The 24,861-nt window shown below is 41.2% G+C and carries 23 protein-coding genes and 1 riboswitch; of the genes, 14 read left to right on the top strand and 9 right to left on the bottom strand.

What is annotated here, in order from left to right; genetic code table 11:
• Window positions 1–25: 25 nt before the first annotated feature.
• Both UYC_RS0104560 and UYC_RS0104555 read right to left on the bottom strand, forming a co-directional pair.
• Window positions 26–865, bottom strand: a complete 840-nt coding sequence (locus tag UYC_RS0104560) for a M56 family metallopeptidase (protein WP_016873466.1) — start codon at window positions 863–865, stop codon at window positions 26–28.
• On the bottom strand, window positions 865–1,284 hold the full coding sequence (locus UYC_RS0104555; protein ID WP_016873465.1) for a BlaI/MecI/CopY family transcriptional regulator: 420 nt from the start codon (window positions 1,282–1,284) through the stop codon (window positions 865–867). The genes UYC_RS0104560 and UYC_RS0104555 overlap by 1 nt, the downstream gene beginning before the upstream one ends.
• A 295-nt stretch (window positions 1,285–1,579) precedes the next feature.
• Between UYC_RS0104555 and UYC_RS0104550 the strand changes: the two genes are divergently transcribed.
• Window positions 1,580–2,314 carry a 2-phosphosulfolactate phosphatase family protein gene (locus tag UYC_RS0104550; RefSeq protein WP_016873464.1) on the top strand — a complete coding sequence of 245 codons (735 nt, stop codon included), beginning with the start codon at window positions 1,580–1,582 and terminating at the stop codon, window positions 2,312–2,314.
• Between the two features lie 169 nt (window positions 2,315–2,483).
• Here the strand turns inward: UYC_RS0104550 and UYC_RS0104545 are convergent, their stop codons facing one another.
• Window positions 2,484–3,341, bottom strand: coding sequence for a hypothetical protein (locus tag UYC_RS0104545; protein ID WP_016873463.1), 858 nt, complete (start codon window positions 3,339–3,341; stop codon window positions 2,484–2,486).
• 311 nt (window positions 3,342–3,652) lie between these two features.
• On the opposite strand from UYC_RS0104545, the gene UYC_RS0104540 reads away from it, so the two are divergent.
• Window positions 3,653–4,954, top strand: a complete 1,302-nt coding sequence (locus tag UYC_RS0104540) for a serine hydrolase (RefSeq protein WP_016873462.1) — start codon at window positions 3,653–3,655, stop codon at window positions 4,952–4,954.
• Between the two features lie 247 nt (window positions 4,955–5,201).
• On the opposite strand, the gene UYC_RS0104535 is transcribed toward UYC_RS0104540, so the two are convergent.
• Window positions 5,202–5,987 (bottom strand): GNAT family N-acetyltransferase, encoded by a 786-nt coding sequence (locus UYC_RS0104535; protein WP_016879267.1) that lies wholly within the window; start codon window positions 5,985–5,987, stop codon window positions 5,202–5,204.
• 302 nt (window positions 5,988–6,289) lie between these two features.
• Here UYC_RS0104535 and folB point away from each other — a divergent pair, with 302 nt between their 5' ends.
• From folB to UYC_RS37510, 5 genes are all read left to right on the top strand, one after another.
• Window positions 6,290–6,658, top strand: coding sequence for a dihydroneopterin aldolase (folB, locus tag UYC_RS0104530; protein WP_016873460.1), 369 nt, complete (start codon window positions 6,290–6,292; stop codon window positions 6,656–6,658).
• Window positions 6,659–7,212: 554 nt separating this feature from the next.
• The gene (locus tag UYC_RS0104525; protein WP_026087364.1) at window positions 7,213–8,508 is read left to right on the top strand and encodes a diguanylate cyclase domain-containing protein; all 1,296 of its coding nucleotides are present in this window, start codon (window positions 7,213–7,215) and stop codon (window positions 8,506–8,508) included.
• Window positions 8,508–8,678, top strand: coding sequence for a hypothetical protein (locus tag UYC_RS37515; protein WP_157171212.1), 171 nt, complete (start codon window positions 8,508–8,510; stop codon window positions 8,676–8,678). Before UYC_RS0104525 ends, UYC_RS37515 begins: the two co-directional genes overlap by 1 nt.
• 160 nt (window positions 8,679–8,838) lie before the next feature.
• A complete protein-coding gene (locus UYC_RS0104520; RefSeq protein ID WP_016873458.1) occupies window positions 8,839–12,336 on the top strand; it encodes a PAS domain S-box protein in 3,498 nt (1,165 codons plus the stop codon).
• An 87-nt stretch (window positions 12,337–12,423) separates the two neighbouring features.
• Entirely contained in the window at window positions 12,424–12,672 is a 249-nt protein-coding gene (locus tag UYC_RS37510) for a hypothetical protein (protein WP_127011299.1), read from the top strand.
• A 140-nt stretch (window positions 12,673–12,812) separates the two neighbouring features.
• Here UYC_RS37510 and UYC_RS0104515 read toward each other — a convergent pair whose 3' ends face one another.
• The 3 genes from UYC_RS0104515 to UYC_RS0104505 all read right to left on the bottom strand — a co-directional run bounded on the left by UYC_RS0104515 (window position 12,813) and on the right by UYC_RS0104505 (window position 16,290).
• Window positions 12,813–13,709 carry an ABC transporter permease gene (locus UYC_RS0104515; protein ID WP_016873457.1) on the bottom strand — a complete coding sequence of 299 codons (897 nt, stop codon included), beginning with the start codon at window positions 13,707–13,709 and terminating at the stop codon, window positions 12,813–12,815.
• Between the two features lie 181 nt (window positions 13,710–13,890).
• Window positions 13,891–14,976: an ABC transporter substrate-binding protein gene (locus tag UYC_RS0104510; protein WP_016873456.1), complete on the bottom strand. Its 1,086-nt coding sequence runs from the start codon at window positions 14,974–14,976 to the stop codon at window positions 13,891–13,893.
• Window positions 14,977–15,162: 186 nt separating this feature from the next.
• Complete coding sequence (locus UYC_RS0104505; RefSeq protein WP_026087363.1) at window positions 15,163–16,290, bottom strand: ABC transporter ATP-binding protein; 1,128 nt, start codon at window positions 16,288–16,290, stop codon at window positions 15,163–15,165.
• A 388-nt stretch (window positions 16,291–16,678) separates the two neighbouring features.
• Between UYC_RS0104505 and mrdA the strand changes: the two genes are divergently transcribed.
• The 7 genes from mrdA to UYC_RS0104470 all read left to right on the top strand — a co-directional run bounded on the left by mrdA (window position 16,679) and on the right by UYC_RS0104470 (window position 23,152).
• The gene (mrdA, locus tag UYC_RS0104500) at window positions 16,679–18,496 is read left to right on the top strand and encodes a penicillin-binding protein 2 (RefSeq protein WP_016873454.1); all 1,818 of its coding nucleotides are present in this window, start codon (window positions 16,679–16,681) and stop codon (window positions 18,494–18,496) included.
• 272 nt (window positions 18,497–18,768) lie between these two features.
• On the top strand, window positions 18,769–19,542 hold the full coding sequence (locus UYC_RS0104495) for a ZIP family metal transporter (protein ID WP_016873453.1): 774 nt from the start codon (window positions 18,769–18,771) through the stop codon (window positions 19,540–19,542).
• An 81-nt stretch (window positions 19,543–19,623) separates the two neighbouring features.
• Window positions 19,624–20,019 carry a VOC family protein gene (locus UYC_RS0104490; RefSeq protein ID WP_016873452.1) on the top strand — a complete coding sequence of 132 codons (396 nt, stop codon included), beginning with the start codon at window positions 19,624–19,626 and terminating at the stop codon, window positions 20,017–20,019.
• Window positions 20,020–20,100: 81 nt separating this feature from the next.
• Window positions 20,101–20,802: an SDR family oxidoreductase gene (locus UYC_RS0104485; RefSeq protein ID WP_016873451.1), complete on the top strand. Its 702-nt coding sequence runs from the start codon at window positions 20,101–20,103 to the stop codon at window positions 20,800–20,802.
• A gap of 208 nt (window positions 20,803–21,010) precedes the next feature.
• Window positions 21,011–21,138, top strand: a riboswitch (cyclic di-AMP (ydaO/yuaA leader).
• Window positions 21,139–21,205: 67 nt separating this feature from the next.
• Complete coding sequence (locus UYC_RS35315) at window positions 21,206–21,454, top strand: hypothetical protein (RefSeq protein WP_016873450.1); 249 nt, start codon at window positions 21,206–21,208, stop codon at window positions 21,452–21,454.
• Window positions 21,455–21,561: 107 nt separating this feature from the next.
• Window positions 21,562–21,804 (top strand): hypothetical protein, encoded by a 243-nt coding sequence (locus tag UYC_RS0104475; protein ID WP_016873449.1) that lies wholly within the window; start codon window positions 21,562–21,564, stop codon window positions 21,802–21,804.
• A 442-nt stretch (window positions 21,805–22,246) separates the two neighbouring features.
• Window positions 22,247–23,152 (top strand): amino acid ABC transporter substrate-binding protein, encoded by a 906-nt coding sequence (locus UYC_RS0104470; RefSeq protein ID WP_016873448.1) that lies wholly within the window; start codon window positions 22,247–22,249, stop codon window positions 23,150–23,152.
• Window positions 23,153–23,420: 268 nt separating this feature from the next.
• Here UYC_RS0104470 and UYC_RS0104465 read toward each other — a convergent pair whose 3' ends face one another.
• Together UYC_RS0104465 and UYC_RS0104460 are read right to left on the bottom strand one after the other, a co-directional pair.
• A complete protein-coding gene (locus UYC_RS0104465; RefSeq protein WP_016873447.1) occupies window positions 23,421–24,101 on the bottom strand; it encodes a class I SAM-dependent methyltransferase in 681 nt (226 codons plus the stop codon).
• A gap of 155 nt (window positions 24,102–24,256) precedes the next feature.
• Window positions 24,257–24,613, bottom strand: a complete 357-nt coding sequence (locus UYC_RS0104460; RefSeq protein ID WP_016873446.1) for a Rieske (2Fe-2S) protein — start codon at window positions 24,611–24,613, stop codon at window positions 24,257–24,259.
• Window positions 24,614–24,861: the final 248 nt, after the last annotated feature.

Genomic DNA, 24,861 nt, shown 5'->3' with positions numbered 1-24,861 from the left:
TATATCGCGTCTCTACTGCGATCGCTTACGAGTGAAATATCACTGTCACCAAGGGCAAAAACGCCAAGAGAAAGCCATGCCAGGAGCGTAAGTTAAATTCTGGGGTAGATTGTGGTTGTTCTAAAAGAGCTTCTATCCTCTGTTCTAAGCGATCTGTACCATTGGAACTCAAAGCTGCACAGCAAATTAGGGAGGTTACGGGTGGAGTGCTAGCTACCAATAACAGTGACTCTGCCAGCAACAAGGGATCAACTTTTGATGCCGCGTGGGCATCGGCACGCAGTTCGCGCAAAATTAACAGTTCTTGCCATAAATTTTCTGTATTCGGTAACCAATGAGTGCAAGCACGCACCCAACCCAGCCAGAAAAACCAGAATGTATCTCGATAATGGCAGTGCCCTTGCTCATGAGCTAAGACTGTTTCTAGATGCTCTGTTGAGAGAGTTTGTACTAATCCTTGACTGAGAACAAGTTCGGGTTGCCAAAAACCAATCGAAGCTGCAAATAACGCTCCTGTGTTCAACAGGCGGACTTGTCTACCTGCAACATTAACAACAGCACAGTTGCGGGTAGATTTTACAGATTGCCATCCCTCCCATAGCAGCTTGATACCCAAAATGCAAGAAAATGTTAGGTAGCTTAACGCCAGTACATAGCTAAACCACCCTGTTTGCAAACCGCCCATTTGGCCTTGAGATCCCATACAAAGTAGGGCGATCGCTGTCATCAAAATCAGCAATGGCGGAAAGAGAAATAAAAATAACGCTCGCTGCCATCGTACAGTCCAATTACCTTGGGGTTGCTGCCAAGAGCATCGCAGCCAGAAAGCAACTGCAATGACGGCGCAAATCATCAATAGATGCATCATTTTTCCTCCCTCGCTTGCCGTGCAGCTTGAATGCGTTTAGCTATTGCTTGTATTTTCTCACTTGCTACCTCATCTAGACTATCGGCAAAAGCAGCCACAACATCAGGATTGCCTACTGCCAGAAATTGCTGTAACTGTTCATGTGCCTTGATTACCTGAGCTTGCTGCTTTGACAGTAAAGGACGCCAGTAAAACGCCCGTCCTTTTTTGTCGCAGGCAAGCCAACCTTTTTCGGTGAGGCGGCGCAGCACTGTAGTCACTGAAGTATAAGCTAATTCTCGATTGGGATCTGCCAGAATGCGATCGTGTACATCCTTAACTGTAGCTGAACCAAGCTCCCAAATCAGATTCAAAATCTCTGCTTCCAAAGGGCCTAAAGACATTTGTTTGGGACGATAGTCTGGTAAAGGTGCCATTGTCTACTGTTAGTTGTTGATAGTTAATAGGGATGGGTTTTGCTGATGAATTGTCGCTGCAAATAACTAATTTCTTATGGATTTGATAGTTTTACTTGATGAAGAGACCAAACACGACTTCTTCGATCTGTTCTTTTTTCAGATTATCGTTGATTTACCTGCTTTGTAAGCGATCGCATTATTAATTCTCATGCCAACTTGCCATAACACTCCTGCATAAAAAACTACTATGGTTGGTGACATGAACCTGGTTAGAATGTGATCTCGGCAGTATTAAATCAGGTATATCCAGCGCGTGAAGCTATTTGTTTATCACACTCCGGAATTAACTCCAACGGGTAAAGTGCCAGAATGTGCGATCGCAGTCGATGTACTGCGAGCCACTACCACAATGGCGACAGTCTTAGCCGCTGGAGGCGAAGCTGTTCAAGTCTTCAGCGATCTAGATCATCTCATGCAAGTTAGCGAATCTTGGCCTGCCGAAAAACGGCTGCGAGCTGGAGAACGAGGAGGCGCAAAAGTTCCTGGCTTTGACATGGGTAATTCTCCTTTGGACTGTACCCCAGATATCGTTAAAGGACGGCGCTTGTTTATCAGTACTACCAATGGCACTCGTACTTTACAACGAGTGCAGGATGCTCAGTTTGTCCTGGCAGGAGCATTTATTAACCGTAGTGCCGTGGTGAAATATATTCTAGAAAAACAGCCAGAGACATTATGGATTGTCGGTTCTGGTTGGGAAGGCAGTTTTTCTTTAGAAGATACTGCTTGTGCCGGTGCGATCGCCCACAGCATTTGCCAAAAAACTCAATTGTCACCCGATGAAATCGCTGGTAACGATGAAGTAATTAATGCGATCGCTCTTTACTCTCAGTGGCAAGACAATTTGTTGGGACTATTTCACTATGCCAGTCATGGCAAACGCCTGTTGCGTTTAAATTGTCATGAAGACTTAAAATATTGTTCCCAAGCCGATATTTTAGATGTCTTGCCCATGCAGCAAGAACCAGGAGTTTTAAAAAGGTATTAAATAGGAGGCAGAAGGTAAAAGCCTATTACTGATAGAGTTTCATGCTTTTAATTTATGTCCACCTGTTTATTAATTAAGTAAAAATGAAAAATAAATAGCCAAACAATTTTGTTTTATTGTGGCATTTACCCCTTTACTAACAAAAACCAAGAAAGGGGTAAAATCAAATTCATTTAACATTAACCCAAAAATCAGCCGTGTGTATTTTACCTTTACGATTAAACTGCATCCAAAGTTTATATGTACCTGGCTGAGGAAAACTAGTGATAAAATTCACCTGTCCTTGTGGAGAATTTTTGAGGGCATGAGCGTGAATATAATCAGATACTGTTAATGGAGATGAACTTTTGATAATCACTAAATGTGCTTTTTCTCCTAAATAAGGCTGTAAGTCTTTCACAGGTTGATTATTAGTAGCTTCCCTTAAATCAAATTTCAAGTTGACTTCCTGACTTGCCTTGAGAGTTGGTTGAGAAAAGGTCAAACTAACTTTAGTATCAAGTAAATTCTTGGTATTACTATATTTTGCCAATTCATTAGGAAGTGGAGTATAGCCAGTAACTTTTATATTCATAACAGAAACCCGTTCGTTATCTCCAGTTGGTTTATAGTCGCTAAAAATAGTGTAATTATTAGGCTCAGGGAAATTAGTATCAATTACAAAGCTTCCATCCCCTATATAATTTGGATGGAGATGATTAAAAATTTTCAGATCATCACTGACAATAATTAAATGCATTAATTGTTCTTGAAACTTATCAAACTTAAGAATAGGTTTACCTTGAGTATCTTGAATAGCAATTACCAAAGGTACAGATTGATTCGGCAAAATTTTTTGGGGAGTAGTTAATTTTGCCTGGGTAATTGTAGAGTTTTCACCTTTATCTTTTGTTGAATGCCCATGATGATGCATATGTTCAGATGAATGTCCATCATGAGAAGTGTCTCCAGAATTAGTAACTGATGAGCAACCTTGACTAACTAATAAAGCCGCTAATGCAGCGATTCCAACAATAGAATATTTCATCAAAATCCTTTCATAGCAAATATACAGATTAAATAATTCAGCATCCAAAAGAGCCAGAGGCTCTATTTCTCGTTACCAGGTTGAACCTGGTAATGAGGGTTACGAGGATGTCGAGGCTTTGCCTCCAGGTTGTTTTAATAAGGAACTATTTCATTTGTTGCGCGTCTAAACATAATTACCTAAAAAATAGTGATAATGTTTTCCTACTTAATTTAATTGATTTCGGAAAACACGGTTATTTTTCCGGATATACTGAGATACACCTGAAAAGGTGTGCAAGCAAATTTTATGATAGCTCAGAAATCACACGGATGAGATTACGCTTATTATTACTCAGTATTATCAGTATTTTAGTTTTATCCTCTCCAGCAAAAGCAGCTCGCCTGGAATCTTGGCGCTTCGATCCCGCTCAAAATCAGCTGAACCTGACTACCGATTCTGGAGTTCAACCTAAAGCTTTTCTGATTAATAATCCAACTCGACTAGTAATTGATTTACCGGGTACTCATCTTAAAAGCGATACAATCCGTCAGCGTTTTAGTTCCGTAGTTAAAGAGATCCGCATTGGTAAGGTTGACTCTAAAACAACGAGAATTGTAGTTGAATTAGCACCCGGTTACACAGTTTCTCCTGACAAATTATTGATTAAAGGAGATTCTTCCTCTCACTGGACAGTACAATTTTCATCAATTGAGCGTGTAGCTGTTAATAATGCGCTTGAGCCAATTTCTCATACTAAGTCTACAGAAGAACAGACTCCTGTTCAGATTAGTGATACTCTAACCTTTGCTGGAGTTGTTTCTTTAGGCAAAGAAATATCACAGCTAAATTCTCAAGTAAAGGCATTGATGGCTCGTCACAGCTACCTCCAGCCAGGAATGTTTTTTTTGGATTTAGAAACAGGTAATTATTTAGATATCAACGGAGAAAAAGTATTTCCTGCGGCTAGCACAATTAAGTTTCCAATTTTGATTGCTTTGTTTCAGGAAATAGATGCTGGTAGAGTCAAGCTGAATGACACCCTAGTCATGCGCCGCGACTTGATGACTGGAGGTTCGGGAACTATGCGTTATAAACGTGCAGGAAGCAAGTTTAGTCTTTTAGAAACTGCAACTAAGATGATTACCATCAGCGATAATACCGCTACCAACATGATTATTGATCGCTTGGGTGGTAAGGCTAAATTAAATCAGCGCTTTCGCACATGGGGACTGCAAAATACTATTATTCGCAATCTACTAGGTGACTTTAAAGGAACCAATACAACTAGTGCTAAAGATTTAGTACGTTTGTCGGCATTGATTACTAACGATCAGCTGCTAAGTAGTACCAGTCGCTCTAAAGTTTTGGATATCATGAGTCGTGTTCAGAACAGAAGTTTATTGCCAAAAGGACTTGGGAAAGGCGCAATAATTTCTCACAAAACAGGAACTCTGGGAATAATTCTTGGAGATGCAGGTATTATTCAGATGCCAACAGGTAAACGTTATTTAGCAGGAATTATAGTGCGAAGGCCTTTCGGTGATGCAAGAGCCAAGTCTTTTATTAGCCAAGTTTCCCGCTTAGTTTATGGTTATTTAGAGCACTCAAGATTAACTCAACTAGCCAAGTGATACTATTTCACAAAAAATCTGATACAAATACAGATTGTATAGAGCCGCGATATATCGCGGCTAGGCAAAATTCATGTGTATCGTAAATTAACGTGAAATGGTATGAGCGCTTCATATCGTTTCACTTTCAGGTTGATACCTACAGGGCAAGCACGAATTGGGAATTGAGCAATTAAATTTTGGATTTGAATTTAATCTAAAATCCAAAATCTAAAATCTAAAATTCCTAGCCCCTAATCTCTTAGCTTTATTTAGCAAAGTCTTTGCCATTGAATATTGTTAAAAACTCAATACTATTAAATTGCCGATCAATACATGGGAGGCTACATATTTTGGCTCCGTTAGCTAAATATAGTTGCAAAATATGAGGAATCTCAACCTTCCATGAATCTGGGTACTGTTGGGGAAGTTCTAACAAAAATTGTGAATTCGGATAAACCAAAATACTTAGGTGCATAAAGCCGTTCTGCTGAAAATAATTATATGCACAACGAGCGTGCCAATAATTTTGTGTTGGTAATGTTGAACATCCCAAAAAATATTTGTTTCCACTCCAGACAAGATAATTTGCTAGCCCCTTCCAAAGCAATGAAAGTGCCTGAATATCTCGGTATTCTTTTGCTATACATACACGCCCAAGTTCCACGGTTACTGAAAGTATAGAATTAGTAATAGCATTAAGATTAAAATATTTAGCAGCTCTAAAGCCCAATCCTTGGGAAGCCATAGTATAGGTTTGCATTCGATAACTTCCAATCGTTTGACCTGTCTGTTTCAAGACAAGTATCAAATGATGGAAAAAGGCATCAAATTCATCTTTATCCATTTGGGTAAAATGAGAAGTAGAGTATCCCAAACCCATTTCCATATTAAAAACTTTAAAACGTAACCGGAACACTGATTCTAATTCTGCTTCAGTCGAGGCAAGTTTTAAGATATATCTTTCTGTTTCCAGAACAGGAAAATCTTTGAGAGGAAGGAGATTACGCCCTGAAGAATTGGTGTTATTTTGAGAAAATTGAGAAACTTGCATCTTTTTTCCTCATTAAATTTGTCAAAGTCTTTATAAGCTTAAATTTCTAAGCTCACACTTTATTTCTTTGGCTGAGTTGAATAGTTATGTTGCAGTTGAAGAAGATTTTTGCAGTGACTGCCCTTGTTTAAATTCAAATCAGGATGCTGGTGCCTCATGCCATCAAAAAAGTAATGAAAGCCAAAATAGATAGTAGGCTTTCATGTCACCTATCGTTTTAAAGGTACTTACTTATCTCAGATATTATCTTCATGAGATACTCAATAGCAACTTATATGCAACACTAGATACTAACCCAGATTATGGATTGTATTCATGTAAAAGGTATTCGCGCCTATGGCTATACTGGGTATTTGCCAGAGGAACAAGTTTTAGGACAATGGTTTGAAGTAGATGTAAAGTTATGGCTAGACCTAAGTCCAGCTGCAAAAAGTGATGCGATCGCAGATACTGTAGACTACCGCCGAACGATCGCCTTGGTGCAAAATCTGATCAAGACATCAAAATTTGCTTTAATCGAACGATTAGTAAGTAAAATTGCAGACACTATTCTGCAAGAGTGCGAGCAACTCACACAAGTTCAAGTTACTCTGAGCAAACCCGCTGCACCCATTCCTGACTTTGACGGCAAAATTAGCATTGAAGTGACTAGAACAAAGCCCGATATGTAAATTAAGAGTTTCCCTCAACTGCTATACGCAGAGGCACTTGGATATTTTACTGGCACCAAGCCATCCGCTTTCTCTCTGGTTTGAAAAAGGGCGTTGCTGATTTCTTGGTGTGAAAACCTTGCCTAGACGCGAGATCTCGCGTCTAGGCATCCGAATTAATATCACGATTCAGCAACGCCTGAAAAAACTTGTATTAGCTTCTACTTCATTTTTTTTACGTTTATCTTAGTTGTTATACTGAGTATTTTTGCAAAATTGAATAAATATTAATTTGTTGCTATCCTCAGTACTTACCACAAAACGCTGTATCAATTATCTTGTATTTTATTGATAAATGATGATAGTAAATTGATATTAAGATGTAAACATTATCTTAATAGCTGTTATAAAAATTCTCACGTTGGTACTGACAAATATTTGTTTGAGAAGTTAATAAAATCCTAGTTAAGCAATACACAGTAATTTCAGAGATTTATTATGATAGGATTACTCTCTGACAAGTTCGCATGAGACTAGCAAAGACATCCGAACCTGATAAACCCGGTGCTTTTAGCATGAGCGCTCCAAAAATCCTAATTATTGAAAATGAAAAAATTCTAGCTGTATATATTAGGAAAAGTTTACAGAAGTTGGGATACACCGTTTTCGATATTCTCGATTCAACTGAAGAAGCAATCAAAAGAGTGACAGAAACTAATCCAAGTTTAGTATTGATTGATATTTGCTTGACAGGAACGGTAAGTAGCGTGCAGGTGGCAGATATAATTCAAAATACATTTCAAATCCCAGTCTTATTTATAACAGATTATTCAGAACATAGCAGATTAAATCACAATAAATTTAAAGAGCCTTTTAACTACATTATTAAGCCATTTTCTGAAAAAGACTTGCAAATTGCCGTAGAAATTGCTCTTTATAAGCACAAAATTCACAAGAAATTACAAGCAGAACAACAAAGGCTACTGTCAATTATTAACAGTATGGGCTGTGCAGTAGTAGTAACAGATATTAATGCTTGTATTCAAATTATGAATCCAGAAGCACAAATACTTACTGGTTGGCAGGAAAATGAAGTATTAGGAAAATATTTAGTAGAAGTTTTAACTTTAGTTAACAAAGATACGGGAGAAAATATTAATGATTTAGTCACACAAGTCATAGAAACAAATACAGTTTTCAGACTGCCGGATAACTGTATATTAGTTACCAAAGAAGGGACAGAAATAGCAATTGGAGATAGTGTTGCACCCATTCGCGATAATTTTGGTAAAGTTACAGGCGCAGTTTTAATTCTTCAAAATATCACTCACCGCAAGCAGACAGAAGCACAGCTGCTTCATAATGCTTTTTACGATGGGCTAACAGCACTACCTAACCGTATTTTATTCCTAGATCGTCTTAAGCAAGCGCTGGAGCATTGCAAAAGAAGGCAAAATTATCACTTCGCTGTTCTGTTTTTAGATTTGGATGGCTTTAAAGGAATTAACGATCGCTTTGGACACGGGATGGGTGATGATTTTTTGGTTGCGATCGCTCGGCGCTTAGAGTCGTGTTTACGCAGTGGCGATACAGTCGCTAGATTTGGTGGTGATGAGTTTGCAGTGCTTTTAGAAGACATCAAAGATGTTAGCGACGCTATTAACGTTGCCAGGCGTATTCAAGAAACTTTAAGATTGCCTATTTATCTCAATGGCTATCAATTACTAACAACAGCTAGCATTGGTATTGCTTTAAGTAGCAATGGTTATGAAGAACCAAGAAACCTCTTGCGAGATGCAGATACTGCCATGTACCGCGCTAAGGAACAAGGCAAAGCAAATTATATTATTTTTGACGAGCGGCAGAATTAGTGCTGAAACTTCGCTCTAGAGATAGATTACCTACTCTACTTAATGGCAGAAAATCAACACAGAGGTGCTACACGGCATTCCATTATGTCGGCTTCTGGGTAATGGCTAAGGCTGAAAAGACAGTAGCTCTGGATCAACCGACGGTTAAAAGCTTGATTCGGGAGCTATAACTTTGACCCATTTGATAAACTCTAATGTATCTGAAAATTTCTTGATCGGCGATCGCGAAATGGCGGTAATCATGCGATCCAGTGTGATATCTGCTTTGTGGTACCTACAATTGGTTGCAAATGCTGCTAGATCCGATCAAATATCTAGCAGAGCAGGACTATGACCGATGGGAGGATATCATTGAGAGTTGGGAAAAAACTCACTCCTAGTAACCGACTGCTTTCCTATGGCGTCGCATTGCTTTCTACTGCTCTGGCGCTGGCGATCGCCTTGCTACTTGACCCCGCAATAGATCCAGCACCAACTTCACTGTTCTTTATGGCGGTGATGGTAACTGCCTGGTACGGTGGCTTGCGTCCGGGTTTGGTTGCAACTATGTTATCTGCGTTGGCAATTAACTACTACTTCGTTGAGCCGTATCATTCCCTGAAAATTGCCGATTTGGGAAGCTTAGTGCGCGTGGGTGTGTATGTAACGGCAGCACTGCTGATTAGTGGGTTGAATGAGTCACGCCGGATTGCCCTACATCGAGAGCAGAAGTTGCGGGCTGTCAGCGAAACAGCCCAAAGAGAGGCACAAGCTGCGAAAGAACGCTTAGAAACGGTACTTTCTAGTATCGATGATGGATTTTATGTACTTGATCGCAACTGGCGCTACACTTACGTCAGCGATCGCTACTGTGAAATGACTGGGATGCAGCGAGAAAAGCTACTCGGTCATAAGATTTGGGATTTATTTCCGGATGCAGTTGACACTGACTTTTACGTTCAACTGCAGCGGGCGATGACTGAGCAAACGCCTGCTCAGTTTGAGTATTTTGATGCTACTTGGAATCATTGGTATGAGTACCGGGTTTATCCTTCACCGGATGGAATAACTGTTTTGATCGCTGAAATTACTGATCGCAAGCAAACCGAAGCCGCCCTGCAACAGAGCAAGCAACGTCTGCACATCCTGGCGAACAGTGTCCCGTCGATTGTATGGACGGCAGCCCCCGATGGTACAATTATCTGGACTAGCGACGACTGGTACACCTACACAGGCATCACACCCCAACAGAACGCCTGCAACTGGACACAAGTACTTCATCCTGACGATATGAAGCGATGCCTCAATCAATGGCATGATGCGCTCGAAAGAGGCGTAGCATACGAGATTGAAGTGCGTAATCGACGGCACGACGGAGAGTATCGCTGGTTCCTTACAAAAGCTCTGCCAATGCGTGATGATGGCGGTTGGATCACGGCTTGGTTCGGCTCAACCACCGATATCCACGACAAAAAGCTCGCCGAAGAAGCCCTGCGTCAAAGCGAGGCAAGATTTCGGCGTATTTTTGAGTGCAATATGGTGCCAATGGGCATTTGGAATATTTCAGGCGGTATATTGCAAGCCAATCATGCCTTGCTAGATTTGATTGGTTACACCCGGCAGGAACTGGAAGCGGGACAAATTAACTGGCAGAACATCACCCCGCCTGAATGGTTATCGGTGGACAAGCGCTCCTTGGCAGAGATTGCAACTAAAGGCTTCAGCACCCCGTTTGAAAAAGAATATATCCACAAACAGGGGCATCGGATTCCGATTCTTATCGGAGGGGCATCATTTCTGGACGATCCAGAAAGCGGGATATTTTTTGCCATCGACTTGAGCGATCGCAAACAAGCCGAAGTCGCATTGCAGCAACGAGAAGCAGAACTTCGCCTAGTCACCAATGCTGTACCCGCCTTAATATCCTTTGTAGACTCAAACCAGTGTTACCGCTTCAACAATCGAGCATACGAAGAATGGTTTGGACATTTAGCGGCGGAAATCTATGGCAAGCACCTGCGAGAGGTGTTGGGTGAAACTGCCTATGAAGAGATTCGTCCTTATGTTGAGCAAGTTTTGGCAGGACAGCAAGTCTCCTTTGAGAGCCAAGTAGCTTACAAAGATGGGGGAACCCGTTATGTAAGTGCGACTTACGTGCCCAGAATCAATAGCCAGGGAACAGTTGAAGGATTTGTGGCACTAGTCAGCGATATCAGCGATCGCAAACGAGCAGAAGCAGCGCTACGTCAAAGTGAGGCACGCTATCGTTATTTGATTGAGGTGACTCCCCAACTCGTCTGGACTGCCGATGCTCAAGGGTACAATGACTATGTGAATCAGCAAATGTGTGACTATATTGGTTTGCCATGTGAACAGTTGTTGGGTTTGGATTGGCAGACAGTTATCCATCCAGAGGATGGGGAGCGAGTTCGCAGGCGCTGGATGGAATCAGTACAAAACGGTACTCCTTACGAAGCAGAATATCGACTCCGACGAGCAGATGGGGTGTATCGTTGGCAACTCGTGCGGGCTATTCCCTTCAAGGATGAGCAAAACCGAGGTATTCAGTGGGTTGGTGTATCAACAGACATTCACGATAAGCATGAACTCGAAGAACAGCGATCGCGTCTCCTGCAACAAGAACAAGCCGCACGGGAACAAGCCGAACGAGCTAACCGCATTAAAGATGAGTTTTTAGCAGTGTTGTCCCACGAGTTGCGATCGCCCCTCAACCCGATTCTCGGTTGGTCAAAACTCTTACTCGGCGGTAAGCTAGACGAGGTAAGGGCAAAGCAAGCTCTCGTAACCATCGAGCGCAATGCCAAGCTGCAAGCCGAATTGATTGAAGATTTGCTTGATGTTTCTCGGATTCTGCGAGGCAAGCTCAGTCTCACAGTTAGTCCGATTAATTTAGCATTAACCATCAAAGCGGCGATCGAAACCGTGCGACTCGCGGCAGAAGCCAAGTCAATTCAGATAGAGACAATGCTCGATCCTGAAGTGGGACTGGTTTTAGGGGACTCAACCCGCTTGCAGCAAGTCGTGTGGAACTTGCTCTCTAATGCTGTTAAATTTACACCCGCAGGTGGTCGAGTTGAGGTAAGGCTGTCAAAGGGACTAGGGACTAGGGACTGGGGACTAGGGACTAGGAAAGAAGCAGAGGAGCAATCCCCGATCGCTAACTATGCCCAAATTCAGGTGAGCGACACTGGCAAAGGTATCAACCCAGACTTCCTGCCCTACGTGTTTGACTACTTCCGTCAGGAGGATGGTGCCACCACTCGTAAGTTTGGAGGGCTGGGGCTAGGGCTAGCGATCGTGCGTCATCTTGTAGAACTGCATGGTGGAACAATTCAAGCAGATAGCCCCGGTGAAAACTTGGGAGCCACATTTACAGTTAAAATTCCACTCATGCCCGCTCAACCAACGGTAAATCAACCTCTTCAATCATCGGAACAATCTCTTGATTTGAGCGGTGTCCAAGTTTTAGTGGTAGACGATGATACCGATACACGCGACTTTGTTGCCTTTTTATTAGAACAGGCTGGCGCGAGGGTAATAGCAGTCACAACCGCAGGGGAAGCGTTTGCAACCTTAACTCAATCCCAACCCGATATCTTACTTAGTGACATTGGGATGCCAGACATCGACGGATATATGTTGCTCCGCCAGGTGAGAACTCTGCCGCCAGAGCAAGGAGGGAAAATTCCTGCGATCGCACTTACTGCTTATGCCGGGGAGTATGACCAAAAACAAGCATTGGAAGCTGGATTTCAACTACATCTTGCAAAACCAATTGAGCCAAATGAGTTAATTGTTGCGATCGCAACACTGATTCGAGGAGACTAAGACAATACTAAACAAATGGTTAACCACTAACTACTGTACGGGAGGCAGCGCGTTGCGGAGCCAGTGCGGTGGTGAGGCAGCGCGCCCTTGCGGCTACCCTCCGGGAAGCCGCTAGCTAACGCAACGCCTGACGGCGAACGACGTCTAGTGCCGACTTGTAGGCGCGAAGCGACTTCCGAAGGTAGCGACTGCCGTAGACACGTAGACGCGGTAGACGCGAAGGTACGGCTTCCGTTCAGCGTTGGGCGAAGCCCTTCCCGCAGGGTAGCTGTTCCCGTTCCCCGAAAGGGGTTCCCGCAGGGTAGGGTAGGTACGGCTTCCGTAGGTAGTGGATAAACGAAAGTAAGGGTTCCCCGGCATAAGGCAACTGGCGTCGGGTTAAGCGCGTTGTAGCGACTGCCGTGCGGGTTTAGAAGATAAATTATCAGTTTGAACGGCAAGATTACCAACAAAACCCGCCCCTACTATCCACATATCTATCGTTTTGGTGTTGCATCACCGAATTTAATTAATAAAGCGATCGCAATACTAACCGCCAAAATCAAAATCGTACTCAAAGCAGAACCAAATCCCCAATTTTGAGTAGCTCCGAGAAATTGGTTATAAATTAACCGTGCTGCCGTCATACTGGAAGCACCACCGAGTAATTCTGGATTGATAAAATCTCCCAAGCCAGTAATAAACACTAAGAAAGAACCGGCTGCAATGCCAGTGAAGCTTTGGGGTACGGTGATTTTCCAAAAAGCTTTGGTGGGATTTGCACCTAAATCGGCAGCTGCTTCTAGCAACCGTTGATCTAGTTTTTCTAGCGAGGCGTATAAAATCAAAACCATGTAAGGCAGCAAGCTGTAGCTCATACCTATTAATACAGCCGCACTGCTGTTGAGCAAATCCAAAGCAGGCAACCCCAAACTAGTTAAAACAGTGTTGAGTAAACCTGTAGGGCGCAAAATTGTAATCCAAGCATAGGAGCGCAGCAAGGAAGAAGTCCACAATGGCAAAACAAAGCCAATCAGGAGTAAATTTCGCCAGCGCCTTGGTGCCATCTGAGCAATCCAATAGGCAACAGGAAAGCCTAAAATCAAACAAATTACTGTAGTACCAACAGCAAAAAATAGCGATCGCCCAATAACGCGCAGGTACAAAGGATCTAAAATCCGGATATAGTTATCAAATCCACTGGGAATTACCAAATCTCCCGGTCGAATTCCAGGTACTAAACTTAACTCAATAATTAGCAGTGTTGGTAATACCAACAGCAGTAACAACCAAATTCCTGCCGGTGCTAGTAATATCAGGGGTTGCAACCATCCGAACGGAGAATGTCGCCATTTAGGTACTGTAGTAATTTCGCCATTTGCATCCATTTGCATCAATTAAATTATGAGTAGTTAGTCATTAGTCATTAGTCATTGGTCATTTTTGAGTGGTTAGTAGTTATTGGTTCTCCTCTGCTCCTGGTGCCCCTGAAGCCCCTCTGCTCCTCCGCTCCCCCCCTTCCTTGTCTCTTCCTAGCCCCTAGTCCCTAGTCTCTAGTCCCTATTCTCAAGACAGCTAGCTACTGGTTAATTCAGTCCAATAGCGATCGTAAACTTCTTCAATTTGCCCCAAAGGAGTAATGCGTTCACACTTTTCTAACAAATCCTCTGAAGGAAAAATATCGGTATTTGTTTGAATTTCTGGGGGTAATAGCTCAAAAGCAGCACGATTGGGAGTAGCAACTGTAAGGATCTGGCTAGTTTTTGCTGCAACTTCTGGTTGTAACATAAAGTTTAGCCAAGCATAAGCACCATCTGGATTAGGTGCAGTTTTGAGAATAGCTACTGTATCAGTCCATAAAGAAGAACCACTTTTGGGGAGCACATACTTTAACTTTGGGTTTTCTTGACTTATTTTCACTCCATCTAAGGAATAACACATTGCCAAACTTAAATCACCCGCTACAATTTTATTACGCCAAGCATCAGTATCAAATGCACTGATTATCGGTTTTAGTTCCTTCAACTTTTCATAAGCTTGTTTGATTTCATTTTCATTTTTTGAATTATAAGAGTAGCCCAACATTCGCAATACTGCACCCATTACTTCTCGGACATCATTGAGTAAAGTTACGCGTTTATTAAGTAGCTCTTTATTTTGCCAAAGATAGTCCCAATCTTGTGGTGGTGTTGTAATAATTTCAGAATTATATATTAAACCTGTTGTTCCCCAAGTGAAGGGAATGCTATAGCTATTATTAGCATCATATGTAGGGTTTTGAAATTGGGGGAATAAATTGTCTAAACCAGTTAAGAGTTGATGATTTATTTGTGCTAATAATCCTTTTTCCACCATCTTCTGCACCATGTAGTCAGATGGGTAAACCAAGCTGTAAGAGCCTCCACCTCCAGCTTGGAGTTTAGCCAACATAACTTCGTTGGAATCATAAAAATCTGCAATAATTTTAATGCCAGTTTGGGTGGTAAAAGTTTTTAATAATTCTTGATTTGTATATTGTGTCCAAGTATAAATATCAAGCTGATCCCGCGAACCTCTATTGGTAGAAGAAGCTCGCACATCAGCAAGTCTCCAACCACAACCAGTTAAAGATAAGCCAGAAAGTGCTGCTACACCTTGTAAAAATTGCCGTCTTTTAGTCATTAGTCATTGGTCATTAGTCATTGGGCATTTATCAGATAAAATTTCTGATAACTGATAAACTTGTAAATCTTGAAAACGCTTTGTTGCCATTCAATTTTTTATAATTTTTTATCCGTTTATTCCTCAATTTTCAAGGATATTTTTGGATTTGTCACTATCTAATTACAAATGACAAATGACAAGTGACTAAGGACTAATAGCTAAACAATCTGTTTCATTCCACCAAGCATAAATGGGTGTGTCTGAATCTGGTAGGGAGCCAAAAGTATTAGGTTGCATCACGGTAATACGCACACCTTTTTTCATTTCGACCACATAATTAATGTGAGTTCCCAAATACATAACATTAATCAGTCGTCCCTCAAAGCAGTTATCTTGTGTACTCGGACGATAAAGTGTAAGCTGAATCTTTTCTGGACGAACACTGACTGCCACTGTTTGTGATAATTCAACAGGTGTATCGTTAGTGCGGGAAACGGTAATTTTGAGTCCTGTTTTGGTCAAAACTTGAATATTGGCAGGGTATACTTCTATAACTTCACCTTCAAACAAATTTGTATCACCGATAAAATCTGCAACAAAAGCTGTTTGAGGTTTTTCGTAAATCTCGCTAGGGGTGCCAATTTGCTCGATTTTGCCATGATTCATGACGGCAATGCGATCGCTCAACGACAAAGCTTCTTCTTGATCGTGAGTAACCATAATAAAGGTCAAGCCCAGTTCTTTGTGTAGATTTGACAGTTCTACCTGCATTTCTTTACGCAGTTTTAAATCTAAGGCTCCCAAAGGTTCATCTAACAGCAAGACGGCAGGGCGATTGACTAATGCCCGCGCCAACGCCACCCGCTGCTGTTGCCCTCCAGAAAGTTGACACGGTAAGCGTGATCGCAAACCTTCCATTTTCACCAGTTTTAAAGCTTCTTTGACTCTGCTTTCGATTTCAGCTTTACGTATTCTTTTTAACCGCAATCCAAAGGCGATGTTATCCCACACATTCAGATGGTTAAACAGCGCGTAACTTTGAAATACTGTATTAACGGGTCGGCGGTAAGGAGGAACATTAGTCATGGGCTGACTTTGGATCAAAACTTTACCAGCATCAGCTCTCTCAAATCCACCAATCAAACGCAGTGTGGTAGTCTTGCCACAACCAGATGGCCCAAGGATACTGAAAAATTCCCCTTGCCTAACATCCAAGTCTATTCCGTGTACCGCTGGCTCTTGGTTAAAAAACTTAAAAACGTTACGCAGTTCAACATCAAGGGTGTCAAAACTCATTATTTCCCCCTGGTTTTGCGTCAAACTAGAGGCCATAGTCCTAAATTAGAAAACTATTAATTTTACAAATTATTACAAAATAATGTAGTCTGCTTCACAAACTACAAATCAGACTTGGGTACATTTTATCCGGTAAGACAACTATTATTTATTAGACATATACTTTTGTAAGTTTTTAGCATTAAATTCTAGCCAAAATTAGTGTAATTGTATACGAGCAATCATAGTCCCCAAATTAGTTTTTGTCCTATGTATTTATTGAAATTACCTCGACTTGCTGGTAAAAATAGTACATTCTATCCCTGGAGAATTACTAGGCTGTATTGTTGCTCGTATTTACCTGAATGAGAGCAACCCAATTGAAAAAGGCTAAAAAGCCTTTGAAATAAGCAGTTTTATGAATATTTGACTAACTATTTGTTATATGCCTTCACTACAATTTCCTCTACTTGGCAATCCTAAAGAAAAGCGTACCGTTGGACGAGGCTTACAATCGGTATTTTTAATTCTATTGACCTTATTTTTGACAAGCGGCATTCTGGCACGTTTAGTATATTTGCAAATTATCCAAGGCCCAACTCATCGGCAACAAGCAGAATCGAATCGAATTAGGCTATTACTCAAACAACCGGAGCGAGGCAACGTTTTTGACTGCAATGGTAAACTTTTAGCTACGACTCGCTACCCTCATTCCGTGTATTTGTGGCCAATGGCTCATCAGAAACAATCTTGGCCGCAAACTGGTATACGTTTATCTCAAATTCTGGGTATATCTCTAGAAGAAATTGAAAACAAGTTAAAAGAGGCAGGCCCCAACTCTTCTGGTCTTGTACGAATTAAGCGCGATCTGGAGCTAGACGAGATTACCGCTCTAAAGGAATATGAAAACGAACTTGACGAGGTGGAAGTACATACGGAAGCTGTTCGTTACTATCCACACGGTAAGGAATTTGCTCATGTACTTGGTTATACCCGCGAACTAACAGCCGAGCAGTTAAAAGATAAAAAAGACAAAGGCTATCGCCTCGGAGATGTTATCGGTCAGATGGGAATAGAAAAGGCTTTTGAAAATGTGCTCCGGGGTGAGTGGGGCGGACAGCAGGTAGAAGTTGATAGTAATGGTCGTCCATTGCGGATTTTAGGGGAGAAACAGGCAAAACCTGGTGATGATATCCGCTTGACTATAGATTGGAATTTGCAAATGGCAGCCGAAAAAGCTCTTGCGCAGCGCAACGGCACAGTTATTGCCATGAATCCCCAAAATGGGGCGATTTTAGCAATGGTGTCTCACCCCACCTTTGACCCGAATGTTTTCTCTAAGCAAAGAGCGTCTCAGAAAGAATTGCAACAAATTCTGCTAGGTGCAGATCATCCGTTACTCAATCGCGCCCTGCAAGCTTATCCTCCAGCTAGTACTTTCAAAATTGTTACCACTACAGCCGGACTAGAGTCGGGGAAATTTTCGCCGCAGACAGTACTACAAACCTACGGTTCCCTAAGCTTTGGAGGTTACCGTTTTAATGAGTGGAATCATGCCGGATTTGGTGCATTGGGATTTGCACGGGCGATCGCTATGAGCAGCGATACCTTTTTCTACCAAGTAGGTGCCAGAGTTGGTGGTTCCACGTTAATCAATTGGACTCGCAAGTATGGTTTCGGCAAGAAAACTGGGTTTGAATTTGCTTCCGAAGAATCAAAAGGTTTTGTTCCAGATGAAGCATGGAAACGGAAAGTCTGGAAAATGCCTTGGACTGTTGGCGATTCGGTGAATATGTCAATCGGTCAAGGAGCACTACTTGCAACACCACTGCAAGTTGCGGTTATGTTTGCTGTACCTGCTAATGGTGGCTACCGAGTCCAGCCCCATTTACTTAAAGATAACGAACAAGCAAAATCATGGCGCGAGCCGATTAATATGAAACCGTCAACCGCCAAAGTTCTTCGCGAAGGATTGCGCAAAGTAGTCTCAGAAGGTACTGGTAAAGCTTTAAATGTGCCAACACTTCCTCCTGTGGCAGGCAAAACCGGAACTGCTGAAGCATGGAGACGTAATGGCATCAAAGCCAATCATGCTTGGTTTGGTGGTTATGCTCCCGCCGATAATCCTGAAATTCTAGTTGTAGCGTTCGCAGAACATTCTGGTGGTGGCGGTGGTAGCGTTGCCGGGCCGATCGCGCTAAAAGTAATGGAAGAGTATTTCCACAAAAAATATCCAGGCAAGTATGAAAAACCAGAGCCTTAAAAATTAGGAATTGAAGAAGAAGCCAGAATCCAGAAGTCAGAATTCAGAATAAAGAATTTCTTCTGGCTCCTGGCGACTGATACCATTTCACGAAAAATTTGATACAGATGTAAACCCTGAAAGCTTTGTTGCATCTAAGGTATCACAACTAAACTCCTATTATCAAATCGCAGGCAATCAACATCCCCTGCGATTTTTTTTGCTAATTGCTTGCAACTCAAACTCATAATGACTATGATTTATTTATATGAATTAAATAAAAAACCCTAGATATGGAAAGCCTTGTGATCGGCGCGATCGCTAGTTTAGGTGCAGGACTTGCTACAGTAGTTGGTGCTTTGCCGATTTTGTTACCAATCAACCTCACGCAGCGAGTGCAAGGAATAATGCTGGGGTTTGGTGGAGGAGTGATGTTAGCAGCGACATCGTTCTCATTAATTGTACCGGGAACCGAGGCAGCTATTGCTCAAGGAACATCAAAACCCATTGCTGCTTTAATTATTGTTGCCGGTATGCTGTTAGGCGGAATATTTTTGCAACTAGTACATCGGTTTTTACCCCACGAACATTTTTTCAAGGGTAAAGAAAACTATCGTGGTACAAACCTAAAGCGAATTTGGCTATTTATTACTGCAATTACTATTCACAATTTTCCCGAAGGATTAGCCGTAGGAGTAAATTTTGGTAACAACAATATTACCGACGGAATTCCTGTTGCTTTGGGTATTGGGTTGCAAAATATTCCAGAAGGTTTGGTAGTGGCATTATCTTTAGTGAGCGAGCAATATTCAGCAGCTTATGCTTTATGGATTTCTCTGCTGACAGGATTAGTTGAACCAATCGGTGGTTTGGTTGGTGCGGGAGTGGTAAGTATTGCTAACTTTATTTTGCCGTGGGCGATGGCATTTGCAGCAGGAGCAATGTTATTTGTCATTAGTGATGAAATCATCCCCGAATCTCATCGCAAAGGATTAGAAAAAGAAGGAACTATTGGTGTGATGCTGGGGTTTGTAGTCATGATGTTTCTGGATGTCTCGCTAGGGTAATAGGTTAGTTAGTTGTTAGTAGCAATTAACTATTAGCCATTAACCATTAGCCATTCTCTATTTCTAAAATAAGGAGTAGATATGAATTTTATTCGCTTTGAGCATATTAATCTTGCTTGCAAAAATCTTAACGACAGCAAGAAGTTTTACCAAACTTTATTTCCGGAATGGTATGTGCGTGCTGATGGTGTGTATAACGGTAGACATTGGATGCATTTAGGTAATCATCAATTTTATCTTGCATTAAATGATGAGAATGAGCAAGAACGCGTCCATAGCGCCTACGAAAACATTGGCATTAACCACGTTGGTTTTATAATTCTTGATGGTGATGCAATGAAAAAAATACTTGAAGATGCAGGCATTGAATATTACACAATGTCAGCACCAGAAACCAAACACAGAATTTATGTCAACGATCCTGATGGTAACGAAATTGAACTCGTGGAATACAACCAAGATTATGCACTTAAATAATTAAATCGTAGGGTGTGTTACGGCTTTAGCCTAACGCACCTAAATAAAGATTTCTAAACTACTAAACTAGAGAATCCGAACATGACAACACCAAAAATTGCAGTAGTAACAGGTGCAAATCGCGGTTTAGGATTTGAAATTTCTCGCCAATTAGCAAAAAAGGGATATCAAGTAATTCTTACTAGCCGTGATGAAGCAAAAGGAAAAGCGGCAGCTGAAAAATTACAATCGGAAGGATTAGATGTAATTTATTATCACCTTGATGTTACCAGTGATGAAAGTAGCCAGAAATTAGCTGAATTTATTAATCAGCAATTTGAACGGTTAGATGTGTTGGTGAATAACGCAGGTATATATATTGATTGCAATAGTGTTTTCGATACTCCAATAGACACATTACAAGAAACAATGGAGACAAATGTTTACGGTGTATTGCGTGTAACTCAGGCGTTGATTCCCTTAATGAAGAAACAAAATTACGGGCGGATAGTGAATGTTTCTTCAGGTGCAGGACAATTGAGTGATATGCAGGGTGGTTTACCTGGATATCGCATTTCTAAAGCTGCTTTAAATGCCTTAACGCGAATTTTTGCAAGCGAATTACAAGGCACAAACATATTAGCAAATTCAGTTTGTCCTGGTTGGGTGAAAACCGATATGGGTGGTTCAAATGCACCGCTAACCCCTGAACAAGGAGTTGACACGATTGTGTGGCTGGCGACACTTGTATATGACAGTCCAACAGGTAAATTTTTCCGGAATAGAAAACCAATTGCTTGGTAGTAGTAGATGAATTTTATACTAGGAGTTCAAGATAGACACTCATATAATTTAATTAAATAATCAATAGATAAAAGGCTCAGTTGCTTATTCTCTAGCCCTTATTTTCATAAGAGATGAAAGGAAATAGAAGAAGTGGTTGATTGACTGTTTCAACGTATCAGTATATGTTTATTTTAAGTGGGAATATAGCCTAATTCAGTCCAGCATTATGGTTAAAAAGCCTTAGATCTGGACAAGAAGCGGAGGAACCAATCTTTGGGGCGAATCTCAAAGCGAGAGAGACACCTTCCAGTCTTAGCCCGTCAGCTAACTCCGTCGGCATTGGAAGGAGTACCTTTGACATCAGCTTACTCTAAGCTATTGTCCTTGTGGTCTCCTAGCTGACATTGCTATTGAATTGGCAGTGGCAGATATCTGTTTATTAACCCACCTCGCCAACCGCTACAAAAATACAGAGGCTAGGATGATTAATTACAAACAGTGGATTTTAGTCACAACAAAAGAGTTGAGCGGTATTGCCGTTGACTACACAGATCCAAAAGGAAATCAGTACAGCGAGCCTTTTTGTTTTCCAACAGAGGCTGAAGCACTTGGATACGGTAAAATTTGCGTTGACAGATTGCTCCAATCAAAATCCCAATCCTGCAAATAAGCGTGTTAGTAACTCGTTATCAAACAAGGTAATTGGGACACAAAAATTAACACACTTATTAATCTTTTTTGTTAACACAGCTGTTGCATCAGAACTTAGGAGGAGAAATGCCTATCAAAAATCGTGCTTTCTTTACTGATGTAGACTTTTTCCCTGACAACCAGTTCAAGTTAATTGGAGAGTGCGCAGGCAAGAAACTTTTACTCATAGGTAAAACTAAAGCCTACGGCGATCCAATTGTGGCAACAAGCCAAACAGATGAACCATGTCATGAAGATTTGTATGCTTCAGATCTTTACGAATTAATGAAGTTTGGTCACGAGCCAGTTAAAGTTACTGGAGAAATTTAAAGATTCAGAAGAAGAGATAAAAGCTTAACTTGACCAAGTTGTTGTGTAAAGTCAACTTAACTACATATTCACGCTGAATTATTGAGAATATAGTTCCAATCTGGTCAAAACCCATTTAATCTTCTCAAAAAATATCGGCTCTGTCGTTAAGTTGACATACTTTTTTTATATATGTTTTGAGTTTTAAGATTTCAGTCGATATATTCTTAAGGCCATCGGAATCATTGAATCTAAAATATTAATATAGATGTTAAGTAAGTAGGCGGGATAAAAGCGACACGCGTTAATAAATGTAAAAAAACTGGAACTCTATACTAATGACCAATGACCAATGGCTAATGACGAGCTTAACGACTTAATTGTACCGAACTACTTAGCTTTACTAGTGTTAAATATCCTTGTAAAATAAACCGAATCAAATACAGTATTCGGGATATTAAATATGTATAAAAAATTGGTAATAACAACCTTGAGTTTATTTTTTGCGGCATCGACACCGAGTCTAGCTCAGGCAGAAAATGTAATGCAAAAAGTGGCACGAACAGGTGTACTCACAGCAGGCACAAGTAAAGATGCAATCCCCTTTGCTTATGCTGATAGTAAGGGGCAGTTGGTTGGCTATTCCATAGATATGCTGAATTTAATTAAAGAGCAGTTAGAAAAAGAACTTGGAAAAAAAATTCAATTAAAATTGGTGGCACTAACACCTGCACAAAGGATTCCCAAAATACTGAACCGACAAGTTGATATTGTTTGCGATGCTAGCAGTTTTACCTGGGAACGCGACAAAAAGGTGGATTTCTCACTTAGCTATGGCGCTACTGGTACCCAGTTATTGGTAAAAAAAGGAAGTAATATAGGTTCTCCTGAGTCTTTGATTGGTAAGCGTGTTGGTGTACTGAAACAAACCACCAATGAATTAGCAATTAAGCGATCGCAACCTCAAGCTCAACTAGTCTTCCTCAAAGATAGAGCAGAGGGATATACTGCCCTGCAACAGGGAAAAATAGATGCTCTGGCATCAGATAGCATTCTGATCGAGGGATGGTTAGAAACAACTAAAAATCAAGATGCATTCCAAATTGTACCCGATCGCCCTTATTCCAGCGAGGGCATTGCTTGTATAGTTCCTGAGAATAACTCTAAGTTCCTTGATGCAGTAAATTATACCTTGTACAAATTTATGCAAGGATTTGTGGATGGAGAGAAACGATATGTAACTATATTTGACCGCTGGTTTGGTGCAAATGGTGTCGTGTTTCTAAATAAAGATTTGCGCGATTTAACTGTTGAAACCATGCAATTAGTGATCGAATCCCGTGAAGAAATTCCCAAAAGTGAGCTTTAAGAAAAATATTTTATTTAACAAATTTCGTTACGGTTTTTTACATTAATTAATGTGATAGAAGACGTAAAACTACCTATAGCACTACTAATGGCAGAGGAATCATCAACTAGTAACCTACTAAGCTAAAGATGTACTTGGTTGCCTATAGTGCTAACTAAAATTTTCTCCCTCTCGGAATATTCTTATCTCCCAAAGTGCTACGCACACGCTACGCAAATGACAAATGGTTTTCTCCTCTAACCTCGGTTGATAGCCGGGGTTTTTATTATTAGACTTGCCTTTGATACTCAAGTCGTATATGTTTAACATCGGGCTGCTCTGGATCCATTAATAGAGTACGACGAACTTCCGATAATCCCAATGCTTCAAACTGAGCAAGTTCTGAGTTAGATAATGGCCAAGGAGGGCCATCGGGTTCTGCTTCAGTCTCGCGAAATCGATTAATCACCAATAACGTTCCTCCCACAGCGACTAAAGAAGCTACTGATTGAATGGCACAGGAACGCACACTCAAAGGTAAGGCTTGTAGATTGCGAGATTCGACCACTAAATCAAATGCATAATGCCATTGCGGGGGAATTGCTAACAAGTCTGCGATCGCATAAGTAACAGGCGAATCAGGAAATCGTTGTTTGCACCAGGCTATAGCTGTGGGGGAAATATCAAAGGCAGTTACCTGAAATCCAAATTCTGCTAAAGCCTCCGCATCATCTCCCAAACCACAACCAATTACCAAAGCTGAATGTCCTTGACTTTGAGGACTATAAGTCAATAACCAATTTTGTAAATAGGGGTTTACAGTTAGCTTTGCCCAAGGAATCTGTGCTGTATCACCCTGCGCTTCAGTATATAAAACTTCAAACCATGCCGATGGATCTGATTTATTTAAGGCTTCGGTAGCTAGCTGTTTTACCTTCTGCCGTAAATCTTGTGGTTGTTTTTCAAACATAACAAACATCTCCGATTCCTTTTGTCACCTGCAATTGCAGGTATTCAGCTACATATAATCGGACTCTAAGAAAAATAGTAAGCGATCGCCAACTCAGGAATTTGCATTACCACAGGTAAATTCCCAAAGCGATCGCTATGCAGATGCAGAAGTTCTTACTCTTCCACGTCTACCCAAATACTTCCTTCCTCCACGCGAACTGGAAAAATAGGCAGCACCTTTTGTTGCGAAACCATACTCATAGCCTTACCAACAACAGGTGGCCAAGTGATCCACTCCTTAACTTCACCAGTGCGCAGATCAAAAGCACTGCGATGCCAAGGACAAACGATCGCCCCGTCTTCAGTGACTTTACTTTTCTTTAAAGATAATTTCAGATGAGGACAGGCATTTTCAACTGCATAAAGCTGATCTTCATGATTCAACAGCAAAATATTTCGGTTGCCAACTTTCACTACTTGTCGCCCGCCTGGAGAAAGTGCGTCAGCTGAAAGAACTTTTGTCCAACTCATGAGTATCTCCTCTCTTTAAATTTAGCCAGCTTTGAGCAACGTGATGCTATACTTCCACGCTTTCCTTGACACAGGCCAAGTATGGATAAAAGCACCGAAGCAACTTTGTATTTTACAACGCAAGCCCTCCTGCATTGACAACCGTAGTTTGAGTAGGAAAGACACTTAGTCCTACTTAAGTAAGATTAATGAGCTTAATTTACTCAAGGGTATTGTAAAGTTAAGTAAACCTGTGTTAATGTATTGTT

The organism is Chlorogloeopsis fritschii PCC 6912 (genome assembly GCF_000317285.1).
Taxonomy (GTDB): Bacteria; Cyanobacteriota; Cyanobacteriia; order Cyanobacteriales; family Nostocaceae; genus Chlorogloeopsis; species Chlorogloeopsis fritschii.
Note: the sequence above shows the minus strand (reverse complement) of the source record. Positions and strands in the feature narration are given on the sequence as shown.

Bases quoted from the DNA above. Each gene is read 5' to 3' on its own strand.
- UYC_RS0104560 (WP_016873466.1), bottom strand. From the start codon at position 865: ATGCATCTATTGATGATTTGCGCCGTCATTGCAGTTGCTTTCTGGCTG.
- UYC_RS0104555 (WP_016873465.1), bottom strand. From the start codon at position 1,284: ATGGCACCTTTACCAGACTATCGTCCCAAACAAATGTCTTTAGGCCCT.
- UYC_RS0104545 (WP_016873463.1), bottom strand. From the start codon at position 3,341: ATGAAATATTCTATTGTTGGAATCGCTGCATTAGCGGCTTTATTAGTT.
- UYC_RS0104540 (WP_016873462.1), top strand. From the start codon at position 3,653: ATGAGATTACGCTTATTATTACTCAGTATTATCAGTATTTTAGTTTTA.
- UYC_RS0104535 (WP_016879267.1), bottom strand. From the start codon at position 5,987: ATGCAAGTTTCTCAATTTTCTCAAAATAACACCAATTCTTCAGGGCGT.
- folB (WP_016873460.1), top strand. From the start codon at position 6,290: ATGGATTGTATTCATGTAAAAGGTATTCGCGCCTATGGCTATACTGGG.
- UYC_RS0104525 (WP_026087364.1), top strand. From the start codon at position 7,213: ATGAGCGCTCCAAAAATCCTAATTATTGAAAATGAAAAAATTCTAGCT.
- UYC_RS0104520 (WP_016873458.1), top strand. From the start codon at position 8,839: ATGACCGATGGGAGGATATCATTGAGAGTTGGGAAAAAACTCACTCCT.
- UYC_RS0104515 (WP_016873457.1), bottom strand. From the start codon at position 13,709: ATGCAAATGGATGCAAATGGCGAAATTACTACAGTACCTAAATGGCGA.
- UYC_RS0104510 (WP_016873456.1), bottom strand. From the start codon at position 14,976: ATGACTAAAAGACGGCAATTTTTACAAGGTGTAGCAGCACTTTCTGGC.
- UYC_RS0104505 (WP_026087363.1), bottom strand. From the start codon at position 16,290: ATGGCCTCTAGTTTGACGCAAAACCAGGGGGAAATAATGAGTTTTGAC.
- mrdA (WP_016873454.1), top strand. From the start codon at position 16,679: ATGCCTTCACTACAATTTCCTCTACTTGGCAATCCTAAAGAAAAGCGT.
- UYC_RS0104495 (WP_016873453.1), top strand. From the start codon at position 18,769: ATGGAAAGCCTTGTGATCGGCGCGATCGCTAGTTTAGGTGCAGGACTT.
- UYC_RS0104490 (WP_016873452.1), top strand. From the start codon at position 19,624: ATGAATTTTATTCGCTTTGAGCATATTAATCTTGCTTGCAAAAATCTT.
- UYC_RS0104485 (WP_016873451.1), top strand. From the start codon at position 20,101: ATGACAACACCAAAAATTGCAGTAGTAACAGGTGCAAATCGCGGTTTA.
- UYC_RS0104475 (WP_016873449.1), top strand. From the start codon at position 21,562: ATGCCTATCAAAAATCGTGCTTTCTTTACTGATGTAGACTTTTTCCCT.
- UYC_RS0104470 (WP_016873448.1), top strand. From the start codon at position 22,247: ATGTATAAAAAATTGGTAATAACAACCTTGAGTTTATTTTTTGCGGCA.
- UYC_RS0104465 (WP_016873447.1), bottom strand. From the start codon at position 24,101: ATGTTTGAAAAACAACCACAAGATTTACGGCAGAAGGTAAAACAGCTA.
- UYC_RS0104460 (WP_016873446.1), bottom strand. From the start codon at position 24,613: ATGAGTTGGACAAAAGTTCTTTCAGCTGACGCACTTTCTCCAGGCGGG.